We start from the raw sequence: 16,634 nt of genomic DNA, 5'->3' as shown, positions 1-16,634 counted from the left end.
AGGAGGTGTAAACCTTACAACTGTTGAAAGTTAGAAGGTAAAGCAGGTTTTAGACCGGATAGTTTAAAAGTCGTATGTGGTCAACGTCATTGCGAGAAAGACCGTAGGTCGACGAAGCAATCCATAAAAGTAACCAAAGATGGATTGCCACGACCACTACGTGGTCTCGCAATGACAGAAAACCTATCTAAAAACCGCTTCCTCTTCTAACTTTCAACAGTTATGGTGTAAACCTCCGAAGCAATCCATTTAACAGTTTTTTTAGATTGCTTCGTCGCTACTTAAAGTAGCTTCTCGCAATGACGCTAAGCTATTTTCTATATGACTTTTAAATGCCATACGTAAGGTGAGTTTTTAATTGTTGCTAATATCACAAAAATATTGTATTTATATGAATAAGTTGATTGTTGTGAAGAGCAAAGGTGGGGTTAACCCACCTTTTTTATTAACGCCTTTAAATATTTTTATTTTGTAATGAAAACTATAGAGCAACAAATTATTAATGCTATCCAGGATAACTTAAAAGACCTTGGTTTTGATTTAGTAAAAGTAACTTTAAAGGGTTCAAGCCATAAAGTACTTGAAGTATTAATAGATAGATTAGATGGCAATAAGGTAAATATAATAGATTGTCGTAATGTTAGTAGAAATATCTCGGCACTCTTAGATGTTGAAGATATAATTAGTGATAAATATTTTTTAGAAATTTGTTCAGCAGGTATCGAACGCCCATTAATAAAATTTGAAGATTATACTAGATTTATCGGTAGAGAAGCTACCATAAAATTAAAAGAATTACTAAATGGTCAAACTCGATATCAGGGAAAGATAATTAAAGCTGAAAATAATAAAGTTTATCTGAATAGTAACGGTAAAGATATAGTATTTTCATTTGATATGATAAAAAAGGCTTCTTTGGTATTAACAGATGAAATGTTCAAAAATTTAATGAATAAAAAATCTTAAAAGGCAGTGACATTATGGTCAATATTGGTAACATAGAAATTTTACAGATTATAGAATCTGTAGCTAGAGAAAAGAACCTTCCTAAAGAAGCTTTACTTTCGGCAATGGAACAGGCTGTACAGGCTGCAGGACGTAAAAAATATGGCAATGAACATAATATAAAAGCTGAAATTAACCGAAAGAATGGTAATATTAGTCTTTTTAGAGTCCTGAATGTAGTAGATAATGTAGAGGATCATTTTACTCAAATTTCTTTAAATGATGCTATCGAAAAGAAAGATGATTCTAAAATTGGCGATGAGATTTATGAACTCTTACCACCTATTGATCTTGGACGTGTTGCAGCTCAAACAGCTAAGCAGATAATAATACAACGTGTTAGTGAAACGGAAAGAGAAAAACAATATGAAGATTTCAAAGATAAGAAAGGTGAGATTTTAAACGGCATTGTTAAGAGAATAGAGTTTAATAATATTATAGTTGACCTTGGTCGTGCTGAGGCAATAATTAAAAAGGATCAGCTAATTAGAGGAGAAAATTTTAAGGTTAATGACCGTATTAAAGCTTATGTACAAGATGTAAGATTAGTGTCTAAAGGTCCGCTAATTTTTCTATCTAGAAGCGATGACCAAATGCTAATAAAATTACTTGAATTAGAGATTCCAGAGATTTATGATAATGTAATTGAGTTGCGAGCTATAGCCCGTGATCCTGGGTCAAAGGCAAAAGTTGTAGTCTTCGCTCCTGACTCCAGCATTGATCCTATAGGTTCATGTGTAGGAATTAAAGGTAATAGGATTAGGGCTATTACTAATGAGCTTAATGGTGAAAAGGTAGATATAATATTATGGAGCAAGAATATTGCCCAATTTATTATGAATGCACTGGCTCCTGCAGAAATTGCAAAAATCGTCATCGATGAAGATAAGAATATGGTTGACGTAGTCGTATCTCAAGATAATTTGAGTCTGGCAATCGGTAGAAGAGGTCAAAATGTTCGTCTAGCATCTAAGCTTACTGGCTGGAATATTAATATAATGACCGAAGATCAAGAATCTAAACGAAGAAGTGATGAGTTTCGTTCTGCTACCGAGTTATTTATGGAATCATTGGATGTTGAAGAAGTTATAGCCCAACTATTATCTGCTCAAGGTTTTACTTCTTTAGAACAGTTAGCTTCTAGTAAAATTGAAACTTTAATGAATATTGAAGGATTTGAAGAAGAATTAGCAGCTGAGATCATTGAACGATCAATAAATTATGTAAACGCTAAGAATGAAAAAATTATTATTAAGCTTGAGAATCTAGGTGTTGAACAAGAATTAATTGATATATTGGATTTACAACCGGAATTTATATTAAAATTAGCTGAATATGGTATAAAAACTATAGAAGATTTGGGAGAATTAACAGTTAATGAGTTTAAATCATTAGTTCCTAATTCTAATATGGCAGATAACGATATCGAATTACTAATTCGTACGGCTCGTATTGCTGATAATGAGCAAGTTGTTTGAAGTTTGGAAATTATATCCAACAGCGTTATTGCGAGTAAGACCGCATAAGCGTCAATTTAAGAAAACAATAATAGACCTCTTGCATAACCTAAAGATAATTGAGGAATTTTTAGGAAAAACGAAGTCGAGTACCACAGCGTACTAAGATGTACGTGAGGAACGGAGACGAGTTTTGACAACAAAATTACCAATTAGATTAGGTTATGCAAGAGGTCTAATTGAGAAACCGTTATTGCGAGAATATCTTAGGTCGACAAAGTAATCCAGAAAAGTGATTAGAAATGGATTGCCACGCCACCTACGGTGGCTCGCAATGACAGAGGTGCTTTTACCCAAAAGATGTAATTGTGAGAAGTGCGTAAGCTTTAGTCGCCATTGCGAGGAGACCATAGGTCGACGAAGCAATCCATAAATTGTCATTCCCGCGTAGGCGGATATAAGGTTCTGTACGAAGTAAGAACGACACATTTTTGCTATAGTTAATTCAGGAGAATTTGGGGCTAGGAAAGATGGAGCGACGCCTATAAGTAATAGGCGAGCATTGAGCGACGACGTCACCAACTTCTCCTCAATTGACTATATTATGAATAATTTTGCAAATAATTTAATATTAAGTATTAGTGTTAAGGATTTTATTGATATAATTAAAATACTACCAGTAAAGCATTAGCAACAAGATTAGCTAATTCAGAATTAAGGTATATAGTCAATTCAGGGGAATTGGGTAGCAGGAGCGATGGAGCGACGCCTATAAGTAATAGGCAAGCATTGAGCGACGACGCCACCAACTTCTCATCAATTGGCTATATCTGATGATTATTCAGATAGCAAAACTATTTACAAAACTTTAGCATATATAATTGCTATTTAAAGGTTTAATATTTATGACGTATGACCAAGAACCTAAACCAAAGAAATTAACACTTGGTGGTTCAAAACTCTCACTTAACAAGCCCTCTCAACCTACTAATGTTACTAGGGGCTTTGTTAGTTCTGCAAAAACCATTGTAGAAGTCAGGAAGAGTAGCACTGCAACTGGTGCTTTATCTTTTAACAAACTTTGGTCTAATAGTTCTACTGCTCAGAGTGGAGAATCTGCTGCTGGGGAGGAATTTAATAGACGGCTAACTATTTTAAAAAAAGCAGCAGAAGATGCAAAATCTAAGATTATTGATACTAAGATTAGTACTCTTAGTAAACTGGCAAGTATCAATCAATCTAAGTCACAAGACGATTTAGAAGATACTATAGAAAATATCCAGCCAGAAAATATTCATTCCCAAACTCCGCAAAATGAGTCACAAAATATTGAAAAGGATTCTGAGGTACTTCCTACGTTAGCAACTCCATCTGTACAAGATAAAAACCCATCTAAGCCATTTGTTAGATCACCAGTGATTGGTTCTCAGAGCCATTTTGGTGTTGCACTTGAAGATATTTCTTCAACAGATAAAGCTGGCGATAATAAAATAGTAGTACCAAAGGTTAAAATTGAGGAGCCTAAAAAATTAAAAAAGGCAGATATTTTCAATATGCTTGATGCAGACGGAAGTGATAATGCCGGTAAGACTAGAAGCCTTGCCTCAATAAGAAGAGCAAGGGAAAAAGAAAAACGTAAAGCTTATCAACAAACACCCGACAAAGTGTATAGAGAAGTTATCATTCCTGAAGCCATTTCTGTCGGAGATCTAGCCAATAGAATGTCTGAGCGGGCAACCGATGTTATAAAAGAATTGATGAAGCTTGGCATCATTGCTACGACAAGCCAAACAATCGATACAGATACAGCTGAACTTATTGCTACGACCTTAGGGCATACAGTAAAAAGGGTACAAGAATCCGATGTTGAGAATATATTGATTAGTGAAGCTGATAAAGAAGAAGATTTAAAGCATAGAGCTCCTATTGTAACGATTATGGGACATGTCGATCACGGTAAAACTTCGTTACTTGACGCTTTAAAATCAACTGATTTGGCAAGTCAAGAGGCAGGTGGCATCACCCAACATATTGGTGCTTATCGGATAACATTGCCTGATGGTAGGGCTATTACTTTCATTGATACTCCAGGGCATGAAGCGTTTTCAGAGATGAGGACTAGAGGTGCTAAGGTAACTGATATAGTAGTTATAGTAGTTGCAGCAGATGATGGAATCAAGCCGCAAACGATTGAAGCAATTAATCATGCTAAGGCAGCAAATGTCCCGATAATTGTTGCAATAAATAAGATCGATAAGCCGGATATTAATCTTGACCGAATTAAAAATGATCTGTTAATGTACGATTTAGTTAGTGAAGAATTAGGTGGCGATATTATAATTGTACCGGTTTCCGCTTTGAAGAAAACTAATTTAGATAAGTTAGAAGATGCTATATTATTAGTGGCAGAAATGCAGGATCTTAAGGCTAACTTTAGCGGACTCACTGCTGGTGTAGTTATAGAAGCAAAAGTTGATAAAGGTAAAGGAGCTGTGGCTACTATATTGGTACAACGTGGTACTCTAAGAAATGGAGATATAGTAGTTGCCGGAACAAAATACGGTAAAATTAAGAGAATGAATAATGATAAGGGAGTGGATATTACCGAAGCAGAACCAAGTTTACCAGTAGAGATTTATGGTTTAAATGAAGCTCCGCGTGCAGGAGATCAGTTTAATGTAGTACAGAATGAAAAACAGGCTCGGGATATTATAGAATATCGTGAACGATTGGCAAAAGAAAAGAAAATTTCTGTTACTCAAAGATCAAGCTTAGAAGAATTGTTCCTAAAAGCTTCTGGCAGTGCTGGTATGATAAAAGAGTTACCAATAATTGTTAAAGGTGATGTACAAGGTTCGATTGAAGCAATTGTTACTAGCCTATTAAAGCTACCAAATGATGAAGTTCGTGTAAGAATTTTACATCATGCAGTAGGTGGAATATTGGAGTCAGATGTTACCTTAGCTAAAGCATCAAATGCTATTATTATTGGCTTTAATGTTAGAGCTAATAATAACGCTTTTGCTATGGCTGAAAAAGAAAAAGTGGATATTAGATACTACTCTCTTATTTATAATTTACTAGACGATGTTAAATCAATACTCAGCGGTATGCTTTCACCAATTATTCGTGAGCAATATATTGGTACAGTCGAGATCAGGCAAATATTCACTGTCTCGAAAGTTGGAAAAATTGCTGGAAGTTATGTTACTAAAGGCACTATTAAAAGAGGTGCTAGAGCTCGCTTATTACGAGACAATATCGTTATTCACGAGGGAAAAATTAAAACTCTCAAACGTTTTAAAGATGATGTCAAAGAAGTTCATGAGGGCTTTGAATGTGGTATCGCTTTTGAAAATTATGAGAATATCGAACAATTTGATATTGTAGAAGTTTTTGAAATTATTGAAGAAAAAAAAACAATTATTGTAAATGCAAAAAGTTTCTGATAGAGAAAAATCTTCAAGACAAAAAAAAGTTGCATCATTAATAAATGCAGCATTAGTGGAAGTACTAAGACGTGGTAAAATGTTAGATGAACGGTTGATTAATTGTCCAGTAACTATTACCAAAGTCTTAGTTACGGCTGATTTAAAAGTAGCAGATTGTTACTTTTTACCGTTCAATACGGTTTTTAATAAAATACAACTTACTGAATCTTTAAATAATTCGAAATATGCTATAAGAAATTTTATAACTGCTAAAATTAATTTAAAATATTCACCGGAAATTCGTTTTCATTATGATCACGGATTTGATAATGCTGATAAAGTTAATAAATTATTGAAGCAAGCTGAGATTAATCGAACTGATTAGGAAAATAGATCTGTTGCATAACCTAAAGATAATTGAGGAATTTTTAGGAAAAACGAAGTCGAGTACCGCAGCGTACTAGATGTACGTGAGGAACGGAGACGAGTTTTGACAACAAAATTACCAATTAGATTAGGTTATGCAACAGATCTACTCAAACCTTACCCATCGCAAAGCAAGAATTGCTGACTTAACAGTAATTATTAAACTTCTTTCAGAAGATGAACTTGGGCAAACAAGAGAACAATTTTCAGAAAAATTGGATCAAGCTTATATTGATGCATTCCACAGGATAGATAACGATCCAAATCAATATTTGATGATAATGGAAATGGATAAAGAAATCGTTGGCACTTGCCATTTGACCATTATGCCATCACTAACTTTCATAGGTTCAACAAGAATGCAAATTGAAGCTGTTCGCATTGCAAAAGACTATAGAGGTCAACATTTAGGCGAATGGATGATGAATAGTGCCATGAAGTATGGTAAATCAAAAGGGGTGTCTATTGTTCAGCTGACAACTAATAAAAAACGTCCAAGAGCTAAGCAATTCTATGAAAAACTTGGCTTTGAAGCAACGCATGAAGGAATGAAATTATATTGGAAAAAAGAAAAGTCGCTTGCCTATTCCTTATAGGCATCGCTTCTAGTACTACAGTTGTAGATTGAATGTGAGTGTTCACGGAAAAAAGGTTAAAGTATAAGATGTCATTGCGAGGAGGTTACTAGACCACAACTGTTGAAAGTTAGAAGAGGAAGCGGTTTTAGACCGGATAGTTTAAAAGTCGTATGTGGTCAACGTCTATTAGCGAGAAAGACCTTCGGTCGACGAAGCAATCCACAAAAGTAACCAAAGATGGATTGCCACGACCTACTTGCGTGGTCTCGCAATGACAGAAAACCTATCTAAAACCCGCTTTACCTTCTAACTTTCAACAGTTGTGGTTGCTAGACCGACGAAGCAATCCAGGAAAGTGATTAGAAATGGATTGCTTCGTTGACCTTACGATCTCCTCGCAATGACGTTTGGTGATCAGGTTTTTTTATTCATCACAAAAAAATAGCAAAAAAATCGTGAATGCTCACATCTAAACTACAACTGTAATACTAGCTCCAAATTCCCCTGAATTGACTATATCTATACTAATTCTTATGGATTGCTTTGTTGCTACTAAAGTAGCTCTAAGCCATGACGCTTAGCAGTCAGCTTTTTTACTCATCATAAGAAAATAAATAAAAAATTGTAGGGTACTATAAGCTAGGAGTCGGAAATAACTAATTAATTGCTCTATGTTGCATCCGGAAGATCTGCAAGTGCTGAATTAAACAATATAGAAAGATTTTTCCTATCCACTTTGTTATTATCAGAGAAATTTTCAATAGTGGTGTCAATCATATCTTTAGAAAGAGATACTGAATTTGTCCATAGTACTCTACCAGTTAATGAATCAAGAATCGCTAATCTAACTATTGAAAATTCTGATGGATCACTTGAATCAATTCTACCAGTGAGAACTCCCTTCAAAATCTCTGTACAAAAATCCTTAGTCACAGCACCAGATGTTTTGCTTTCACCATAGAAATTCATTACAACTAACAAATCAGCACCTGTCCTTTTACCAAGTTCAATTGCAGAAGGAATTTTTTGATCGATAGAATATGCCACATCTTCTTTCCAAGCTCCACCAGCATAGAGTATCCCCAGAATTTCATCAAAATTATCTTTAACATCAACAACGTCCTTGGATAATTTGTTAGTGCCAATTTCTGTTCTAGAGAAAAGTTTAATATTATACCCTTTATCCTGCATTTTGGCTATGAATACATCGATAATATTCTCTTCAAGTCTATCTTCGTACTCATAAACTCTGGTTTTTTTGTTAAAAGCATCAACTTGATTTATTTCAACTTTTGATGGCAAAAGTAATGCGATTTTGGATTTAACTAGCGATTGTGAATAATCAGGCGCGGATCTAATAAAAGTAGTTTTAGTACAAGCTGATGTAGAAATAAGTAATAAAATTATAAAGAAAATTCTGACCATTGTAATAATCTATTATTATTAATTTTAATATTTAGCTGGAATGAGTCTAGTTCTCTTCTCAGAAAGAATAACTAAAACATTTTGTCCTTCATTTATTACAGGATTGTCTTTATCTTCTTTAGCCTGTACAATGGTGATAACACCTGTTGCACGCACAGCTGCTATAGCATTTCTTAAAAGTCTGCTACCTTCGTAATAATCATCCTTCAAATTTGATCTATCAACTTGTACGATATATTCTATACCGTTTGATGTTCCCAAAGCAGCTTGCATTGCTGCACCAGTAACACCTCCAACAATAGCACCACCAACAATTAGAGCTAAGTTGTTACTTCCACTAGCAGCAACCGCCCCACCAGCAACAGAGCCAGCCAAAGCACCAGTTGTATTATCGCCGAGTTTTTCATTCTCCGTAATTTTTACATCTCTTTTGGCAAGAAGCTTTCCTTCTAACACAATATTTAACGTTGAGTCACTAGTATATGTATTCGCTGCAAGATTTCGACCGCAACTAGAAAGAGTAAAAGCGATTATAAGAATCAGAAAAGAACATAAAAATTTTTTTTATCATAAAATACTCTTTAATAATTATAGCTACCCTGTTGGGTACTGTTACATTGATAGTAAAAAAGTTGTTACGAACCTAAGAGGTTGTAGGAAATAACTAAGCAAAACTAATTATTAAGTCACTTATAAAAAAGCTAGTAAGTAAAATAATGATAACACAATTTTTTAAAATAAAGAAGAAATTATTTAGATAAATAGCAATTATAAATTATACAATTCGGGATTATAAGTTTTCGTGATAGTATTATACAATCACCAAGCGTCTATTAGCGAGGAGCCACTTTAGTGACATTGATGCAATCCAAAAATAATGAATTGCCACAACCACTATGTGGTCTCGCAATAACAGATAAAGTCATTGCAGGGAGCTACTTTACTAGTAACGCAACAATCCATTGTTGTGTTACCCCTGCTCGACTTAGTGTCATCCCTGCGAAAGCAGGTATCTAAAAATACCCTGAGATATTACAGATTCCGCACCGAATCGGGAATGATAAATTAGACGTGGGGATGATAACCACAACTGTTGAAAGTTAGAAGGTAAAGCGGGTTTTAGATAGGTTTTCTGTCATTGCGAGACCACGTAGTGGTCGTGGCAATCCATCTTTGGTTACTTTTATGGATTGCTTCGTCGACCTGCGGTCTTTCTCGCTAATAGACGTTGACCACATACGACTTTTAAACTATTCGGTCTAAAACCTCTTCCTCTTCTAACTTTCAACAGTTGTGGGATGATAACCTTCGCAGGGATGACACAAAACAGCATTGCCTCAATGCCACTAAAGCGACTCCTCGCAATGCTCTCTGAATTTGGCTTAACACTAATCAGGTTAGCTATAAATCCTCTAAGCTCCATTTTGCTCTAGGGCAGAAATCGAGTGAGTTAGTAAGATTATTTTGCAGCCGTTCTAGCCCAGCATAAGCAATCATAGCCGCATTATCGGTGCATAAATGTGCTGGTGGTGCTAAAAGTACATATCCTTGTTTTTCTGCTTGATGCTTAAGTATAGTTTTCAAATAACCATTAGCGGCAACTCCACCAGCAAGTACGCAGGTTTTTTGTGGTAATGCCGACTTACTGATAAATTCCTCATACATTTTAAAGCTATTAAGCATTTTTACTGACAAGATTTCTCCAACTACATATTGAAAACTGGCGGCTATATCATTAATTTCTTGTTCACCTATAGGCTGTAATTTAGATATTAATATGCGTACTGCCGTCTTTAAACCTGAAAACGACATGTCACAGCCAGCTTGATGAATAATGGGTTTTGGTAAAACATACTTAGATGGATTGCCAAATTTTGCTCTTTTCTCAATTTCTACGCCTCCAGGAAAAGGCAAATTTAGCATTTTAGCTACTTTATCAAAGCACTCCCCTACCGAATCATCGATAGTCCGTCCTAAAATTTTATATTTACCCAATGCTTGGACTGCAACAAATTGGCAATGCCCACCTGAAACTAATAGAAATAAATATGGGTATTCCGCCTTATTGGTTAATCTAGCAGTAAGTAAATGCCCCTCTAAATGGTTAACTGCAATAAACGGCTTTTTTAAGACGCTAGCAACTATTCTGCCAAACATTGAGCCAACTATTACTCCACCTATTAAGCCAGGACCGGAAGTAGCGGCGATTCCATCTATATTAGATAGTTCAAGATGAGTTTCATCTAAAACATACCTAACTGCTTTTTCTAAATTTTGCAAATGTGACCTAGCAGCGATTTCCGGTACCACCCCTTGAAAAGCCTTATGCTCTTGGTATTGGGAAATAACAATATTTGATAAAATCTCTTTATCTGAGGTAACTATTGCTACGCCAGTATCATCACAACTTGATTCAATACCTAATATTTTAATTATTGCAATTTCTCCTTTAATAAAACATTCACTAGGTTAGGATTTGCCTTTCCTTCAGTTTTTTTCATTACCTGTCCAACGAAAAAACCAAATAATTTATCTTTACCACTTCTATAAGAATCAACAGAGTCAGGGTTTTCCAACAATATTCCGTCAATTATAGCAGTTAGTATACCACTATCTGACATTTGCACTAAGTCTTTTTCTTCAATAATTTTTTCCGGTTCTTGTCCAGTTTCAAACATAGTTTCAAAAACTACTTTGGCAATTTTGCCGGAAATCACCCCATCTTCTATTAGCTTCACCATTTGAGCAAGCATTTTTGGGGTAATTTTACAGTCACTTAAGCTAATGGAATTTTTATTAAGCTGACCAAATAACTCACTAATAATCCAATTAGCAAGTATCTTTGGATTACATAAGCTAACTGCTGCTTCAAAATAACCTGCCACCTGTTCATCAATTACCAAAACTTCAGCATCATAAGCATTTAAACTATACTCTGTCATATATCTTTGAATTTTTGCATCCGGTAATTCTGGTAGCTCTTGAGCTAATTGTTCTATTAGCTCCTCAGATATAACTATTGGCAATAAATCTGGGTCAGGGAAATATCGATAATCATGAGCTTCTTCTTTTAGACGCATCGTTCTAGTCTCCCCAGTATCTCCATCAAATAATCTAGTTTCCTGTATTATTGTCTGCCCATCTTCAATTAAATTTACTTGCCTATTTGCTTCAAACTCTATTGCTCGCATGATATTACGAATCGAATTGATATTCTTGATCTCACACCTTGTGCCAAGTGGAGCCCCAGGAAGCCTAACCGAAATATTAGCATCACAACGTAATGAGCCTTTTTCCATATCACCATCACAACTTCCTATATATCTCAACAAAGTCCTGAGTTTACGAACAAATTCTGCTGCATCTTCCGGCGAATCAAGGTCTGGCTCAGTAACAATCTCCATTAATCCTACACCAGAACGGTTTAAATCAATGAAGCTATAATGAGCTGATTGATCATGAATGGACTTACCAGCATCTTGTTCTAAATGCAAACGATTAATTCTAATTCTTTTGGTTGTTCTCTGTTCAGTTACTATATCCAAATAGCCCTCTTGGACAATTGGATGATAAAATTGGGAAATTTGATAACCCTGCGGTAGATCAGGATAAAAGTAATTTTTACGATCAAATCTTGAATTAAGATTAATTTTCGCATTAAGTCCAAGACCAGTTTTAATTGCCTGATGAACACAATATTCATTTAACATTGGTAACATTCCAGGCATTGCTGCATCAATCAAAGATACTTGTGAATTAGGAGGAGCGGCAAATTCGTTAGAACTACCAGAGAAAAGTTTGGATTTTGAAGAAATTTGGGCATGTATCTCGACGCCTATCACATATTGCCATTTACCTGTATTACCAATAATATAAGCCATTTAAAATCTCTTTAAGTTTACTAAATATATAACTTTTACCTAACATCATTAGCCGTCATTGCGAGCGAACATATGTGAGCGCGGCAATCCATGCAACTTGTCATGTGGATTGCTTTGTCAGCTACGCTTCCTCGCAATGACGTATGTACATGTACACCTATAATTGTCATTGCGAGGAGCTACTTTAACAGCATTGATGCAATCCATATAACAAGCTACATGGATTGCCACGCTCACGTATGTTTGCTCGCAATGGCGTATGTAAATTTGGTACAATGCTAATCGGATTAACTGCACATAAGTGTTTATCATATTTTCAATAAAAATTGTAGTTTTTTATAATTTTTTATTTTCTAAAGAACAATTAAGCAATTCACAAAAATATTGAAAATTAATTACTTTTTTACTTAGTGAAAAAAAATTTTGATGTACAATATAGAAATATTAAGAAATTTTATAGTCAATTGATAAGAAATTGGTGACGTTGTCGCTTAATGCTTGCCTATTACTTATAGGCGTTACTCCATAGCTCCTAGCCTCCAATTCTCCTAAATTGACTATAGTTGAAGAATTCTAGAGCTTGTAAAAATATCATAAATTACAGAAAGGTTACTAATTATTGTCTATATTTTAAGAAAAAGTGTTTAATATTACTTGATTATTCCTTACAAATCTGTCTTAATTTAAATAATAGGTTCCTTGTATAGCTTTATTGAAAGAGAAATTTGGAAAGAAAAATTAAGCAAAGAACTTCCACTAATAAAATATTTAGTACGATTTTCTGCTTAATTTTGACAACAAAATTACCTTACAAATTAGTAAAGTTATGCAAAAATCTGTTACTAAATAATAATTATAATGAATATATGAGAGGATATTATGCCACTATTATCACTATTTTCAACAAAATCTAAAGATCTTGATGTATCTGCAAATTTAATTAAATCAAGGTTGGAATCTTTCAAAGGCTATGACAATATTAAAGAAATTGACCAAGAACTCAGTAAAGATCGGTTTAAGGCACTTAACGAGGAAGGTGCTAAGTTAACTTCCAAGATAAGCCAGTTTGATAAAGATTTAGCTAAAGAGATAAAAGAGTTAGCAAAAAAGTCAAGTAAACTTGCAAATGCAGAGTCCCAAAAAGAACTTACAGATATGCAAAATTTGCAGCTAAAGTCAAATGATTGGTCGTTTCAGTTAAACAAATCTCTAGCTATTATTGCTACTCGGGCAGGTGAGAAACCAGATACATACTTATTAAATATGCGGATAAACAACAGCCATAGCACAGATGAGTTTATAGTAGGAATAGAACAGATATTATCTCAACTTCCACCTAAACCTAAAGATACATCAGAAAATAAAGGAGCAACAGAAAATAATATTAATATACTATACAAAGGTTTGTTAGAAAATGTCAAAGAAAAAGTGACAGCTTTCACTAGTAAGAATGAATATGATAATGCTCTTAAGGAGATAGAATATTTAACAAATTATTCCTCCTGTACTACAATATTGGAGATATACATTAACACTTGTATAAAAAAAGGTGAGTCTTTGAATAATCTAACAGAAAAAGCAAAGCTATACAAAGACGCCCTTAATAAGTATGAGAAAAAACTAAAATCCGCTCTCCCTGAAGAAAAGAATGGGGTGTACAAGGCATTTACAAAATTATCAGAAAAGTTTAAAGAAGCTGCAGACAAATTTACCAAAATTAATGATTCCAAAAATGCAGCAGAAGCTATTAAAAATGCAACAATAGCTAGTGAATTGGCAGCAAAGTACGACACACCTACTGAAAAAGCAGCTGTGCCTGTAGATGAGCCTGTAGTAAACAAGGAAGTGCAAAAATTACAACAAGATGCTAAAAAACTTCTGCAGCAAAGTATAGTACTTCAAGAAAAAGCCGTTACTATTGATGCTAAGGCTCAAACAATTACGGCACAAGATCAAACTGAAGCTGAACGCCTAAAACAAATCGATCTACTTAATAAAAAATACGCAGCTGACCAAGCCCAAAAAAACGCCCAGATACAAGCTACAGCAGAAGCTAGATTAAAAGAGCTGCAAGAGCAAATAAGGATTCTACAAGGTCAAGCTTCATCTCTTATAACTAATCAAGAGGCTCAAAAGGCTCTAGAGGCTCAAAAAGCTCAAGAAGCTCAAAAGGCTCAAGAAGCTCAAAAGGCTCAAGCCAGTGCCCCACCCCCACCTCCATATACTAACATTTACCCTGACTTAACTCTTATTCAAGTTTCAGAAGAAACAAAAGGGATTTTAGACAGAATGCATACGGTAGTACTTAAGAGCAATTTTACTCAAGAAAATAAAGTACTTGAAATGAAAGCACTTTGTGCTAGGCTTATTCAAACAGAAGATGATCTAGCTGATGTACTTTACATCATTGTCAACCCTGTATTGCTGTTCCATTTAGCTTCTAGCTTACTATCTTCTGATCCATCAGTAGCAAAAGAAGCTTGTAGCAAGGCTATTGCTCTTAATAAGACTCTGAATAGCAAGCTGTATGAGCTTACTGATAATCGTGAAGCTTTGCATTTATTAGCTAATACATACAAGGAAAAAGAGCAATATGCAAATGCTATTGAATCTTATAAAAAATTATCTTCTATTTTAAACAATGAACATTGTCAAAAAACTTGTGAAGCTTTAAAGGAATTGGGAAATTTTTTAAAAAAAGATCATCCAGATCTTGCTATAGAAGCCTTTAACATTGGTGAAAAACACACATATATTTTGGACAATCTAGGCAGAGCTCATTTTTGCCTATCTAAAGCTAGAGTTTATTTTTCTTTAAAAAACATGAATGGAGTTAGTCAAGAGGCTGAGAACTCTCTTAAAAATCATGGTGCAGTATATAAACAAGTTAGTGATCTTGAAGGGTTACAATGCTTATCTATGGCATCGAAAGATCGAAACAACTTCAGCACGTATAAATACTTATCTAAGAAATACAAGCTTAACCATGATGAAGAAACTATTGCTCAACTTAAAGAGTATGGAATGAGTAAAGAAAATACAGAAAAGCAAACCACGGCACTAAGTCTTCTGAAAGCCTACCCTTCCCACCGAGAAATACTACCAAAAATTATAGAAAAACTACATACGTTGAAAACATTTCAGTATACTGGCTGGGAAAAATATTACAACGCTGAGACAGCTATACCAGCTAATGATTACGTTGCTTTAGAAAAGAATCACGACAATATGATTAAAGAATTTGACCTTCCACTTCTTGGTGATATGTAGATCACTCTAATAAAAAAACAACTATATCACTCTCTAAAGCTACCTAAAGCCGGATGGCACCAACTAATGGTTTAAATTTTAAATCATTAGTTGGTGCTACTGACTTATAGTCTATAGCTAACCAGAATAGCATTATAGTCAATTGCTGAGAAAGCGTAAGCCGGTGAAGCAATCCTGTTTTGTGTCATCCCTGCTTTGGTGCGGGATATATTCCTGACTCCTTGTCATTCCCGCGTAGGCGGGAATCTAGCCCCCTGCTTTCGCAGGGGTGACGCTAAGTCGAGCAGGGATAACAATTTATGCATTGCTTCATCGATCTACGGTCTTTCTCGCAATGACGACAGTTTATTATGGCTAAATGCTATTCGGGTTGCTCTAAATTCTCACTTTCCCAACAAATAAAAAAAATAACCAATATCATAAAAATAATGAAAACAGCTATTAGTGGAGCATAAAAATCTGCTATACTTGTATAGTTAGCTAGGAGGTTGCCACCATAGTACCCTACAATTTTTGTAACAATGTAGGGAAGTAGGGATCAAAATCGGTAATTGAGTCATACTCCAAAATTCTTTTTAATACCGCTTTTGCCTTGTTACTTGCCTGTTTCAAGCAGTTCCTTAAATGATCCAATCCGTATGTAAAAAATGACACTAATTGTTTTGGATAAGTTTTCTGAGTTCTAATTCTTATGGGTTTTATCTCGTTTTGTATTAGCCCATTTTTTATTATTAAAGCCGATGCAATAGCGCAAACTGTAACTAATTTCACGAATCTATCTGGGTTTGTTATGTGACTTTTTTCAATATCAAAGCCACCGCTTTTGAGATGTTTAAACAACCGTTCAATTATAATGGACTGAAGAAAATGGACAAAAAAATAGAGTTAAAAGTTTCCTAATTAAGATAAAATAATAAGAAAAAATTAGGAGAAAAAATGACAAAAGAAAAAGCAAGAGTTTTTAGTGCTGAAGAAAAAACTAGGATAGTATTAGAAGTGCTGAAAGAAGAGAGTCCATTATCAGTGATAGCATCAAAATATGAGATAAACTCAAAGACAATTAGTAATTGGAAAAAACAATTTATATGGTGGTCTCCTTTGTCTAGACAAAAATTTAGCAATTTAGAGATATAATTCCCATGAAATTATTATTGTCACTAT

General features: G+C 34.5%; 13 protein-coding genes. 8 read left to right on the top strand and 5 right to left on the bottom strand.

Features of this window, described 5'->3' with window-relative positions:
- Positions 1-474: 474 nt before the first annotated feature.
- The 6 genes from RiCNE_RS00475 (at position 475) to RiCNE_RS00450 (ending at position 6,915) form a co-directional block, all read left to right on the top strand.
- A complete protein-coding gene (locus RiCNE_RS00475) occupies positions 475-966 on the top strand; it encodes a ribosome maturation factor RimP (RefSeq protein WP_094648682.1) in 492 nt (163 codons plus the stop codon).
- Positions 967-980: 14 nt separating this feature from the next.
- Positions 981-2,483: a transcription termination factor NusA gene (gene nusA, locus RiCNE_RS00470; RefSeq protein WP_094648681.1), complete on the top strand. Its 1,503-nt coding sequence runs from the start codon at positions 981-983 to the stop codon at positions 2,481-2,483.
- A 541-nt stretch (positions 2,484-3,024) separates the two neighbouring features.
- Positions 3,025-3,153 (top strand): hypothetical protein, encoded by a 129-nt coding sequence (locus RiCNE_RS08460; protein WP_410520898.1) that lies wholly within the window; start codon positions 3,025-3,027, stop codon positions 3,151-3,153.
- 214 nt (positions 3,154-3,367) lie between these two features.
- Entirely contained in the window at positions 3,368-5,911 is a 2,544-nt protein-coding gene (gene infB, locus RiCNE_RS00460) for a translation initiation factor IF-2 (protein ID WP_094648679.1), read from the top strand.
- Positions 5,895-6,278, top strand: a complete 384-nt coding sequence (gene rbfA, locus RiCNE_RS00455) for a 30S ribosome-binding factor RbfA (RefSeq protein WP_094648678.1) — start codon at positions 5,895-5,897, stop codon at positions 6,276-6,278. The genes infB and rbfA overlap by 17 nt, the downstream gene beginning before the upstream one ends.
- Before the next feature lie 136 nt (positions 6,279-6,414).
- Positions 6,415-6,915, top strand: a complete 501-nt coding sequence (locus tag RiCNE_RS00450; protein ID WP_094648677.1) for a GNAT family N-acetyltransferase — start codon at positions 6,415-6,417, stop codon at positions 6,913-6,915.
- A 651-nt stretch (positions 6,916-7,566) separates the two neighbouring features.
- Here the strand turns inward: RiCNE_RS00450 and RiCNE_RS00445 are convergent.
- The 4 genes from RiCNE_RS00445 to gatB form a co-directional block, all read right to left on the bottom strand.
- Positions 7,567-8,322, bottom strand: coding sequence for a hypothetical protein (locus RiCNE_RS00445; RefSeq protein WP_094648676.1), 756 nt, complete (start codon positions 8,320-8,322; stop codon positions 7,567-7,569).
- A 24-nt stretch (positions 8,323-8,346) separates the two neighbouring features.
- The gene (locus RiCNE_RS00440) at positions 8,347-8,778 is read right to left on the bottom strand and encodes a hypothetical protein (protein WP_094648675.1); all 432 of its coding nucleotides are present in this window, start codon (positions 8,776-8,778) and stop codon (positions 8,347-8,349) included.
- 945 nt (positions 8,779-9,723) lie between these two features.
- On the bottom strand, positions 9,724-10,758 hold the full coding sequence (tsaD, locus tag RiCNE_RS00430; protein WP_094648673.1) for a tRNA (adenosine(37)-N6)-threonylcarbamoyltransferase complex transferase subunit TsaD: 1,035 nt from the start codon (positions 10,756-10,758) through the stop codon (positions 9,724-9,726).
- Positions 10,755-12,203, bottom strand: coding sequence for an Asp-tRNA(Asn)/Glu-tRNA(Gln) amidotransferase subunit GatB (gene gatB / locus RiCNE_RS00425; protein WP_094648672.1), 1,449 nt, complete (start codon positions 12,201-12,203; stop codon positions 10,755-10,757). The genes tsaD and gatB overlap by 4 nt, the downstream gene beginning before the upstream one ends.
- Before the next feature lie 879 nt (positions 12,204-13,082).
- On the opposite strand from gatB, the gene RiCNE_RS00420 reads away from it, so the two are divergent.
- On the top strand, positions 13,083-15,473 hold the full coding sequence (locus RiCNE_RS00420) for a hypothetical protein (protein ID WP_094648671.1): 2,391 nt from the start codon (positions 13,083-13,085) through the stop codon (positions 15,471-15,473).
- A 504-nt stretch (positions 15,474-15,977) separates the two neighbouring features.
- Here RiCNE_RS00420 and RiCNE_RS07220 read toward each other — a convergent pair.
- Positions 15,978-16,313 carry a hypothetical protein gene (locus tag RiCNE_RS07220; RefSeq protein WP_133062908.1) on the bottom strand — a complete coding sequence of 112 codons (336 nt, stop codon included), beginning with the start codon at positions 16,311-16,313 and terminating at the stop codon, positions 15,978-15,980.
- Between the two features lie 96 nt (positions 16,314-16,409).
- On the opposite strand from RiCNE_RS07220, the gene RiCNE_RS00415 reads away from it, so the two are divergent.
- Entirely contained in the window at positions 16,410-16,607 is a 198-nt protein-coding gene (locus RiCNE_RS00415; RefSeq protein WP_094648670.1) for a transposase, read from the top strand.
- Positions 16,608-16,634: the final 27 nt, after the last annotated feature.

This window comes from Rickettsia endosymbiont of Culicoides newsteadi, from assembly GCF_002259525.1.
Classification (GTDB): Bacteria; Pseudomonadota; Alphaproteobacteria; order Rickettsiales; family Rickettsiaceae; genus Tisiphia.
The sequence above is the reverse complement of the archived record's forward strand: the minus strand, read 5'-3'. Positions and strand labels throughout refer to the sequence as shown.

Coding starts and splice junctions, on each gene's coding strand:
- RiCNE_RS00475 (WP_094648682.1), top strand. CDS start 475: ATGAAAACTATAGAGCAACAAATTATTAATGCTATCCAGGATAACTTA.
- nusA (WP_094648681.1), top strand. CDS start 981: ATGGTCAATATTGGTAACATAGAAATTTTACAGATTATAGAATCTGTA.
- infB (WP_094648679.1), top strand. CDS start 3,368: ATGACGTATGACCAAGAACCTAAACCAAAGAAATTAACACTTGGTGGT.
- rbfA (WP_094648678.1), top strand. CDS start 5,895: ATGCAAAAAGTTTCTGATAGAGAAAAATCTTCAAGACAAAAAAAAGTT.
- RiCNE_RS00450 (WP_094648677.1), top strand. CDS start 6,415: ATGCAACAGATCTACTCAAACCTTACCCATCGCAAAGCAAGAATTGCT.
- RiCNE_RS00445 (WP_094648676.1), bottom strand. CDS start 8,322: ATGGTCAGAATTTTCTTTATAATTTTATTACTTATTTCTACATCAGCT.
- gatB (WP_094648672.1), bottom strand. CDS start 12,203: ATGGCTTATATTATTGGTAATACAGGTAAATGGCAATATGTGATAGGC.
- RiCNE_RS00420 (WP_094648671.1), top strand. CDS start 13,083: ATGCCACTATTATCACTATTTTCAACAAAATCTAAAGATCTTGATGTA.
- RiCNE_RS00415 (WP_094648670.1), top strand. CDS start 16,410: ATGACAAAAGAAAAAGCAAGAGTTTTTAGTGCTGAAGAAAAAACTAGG.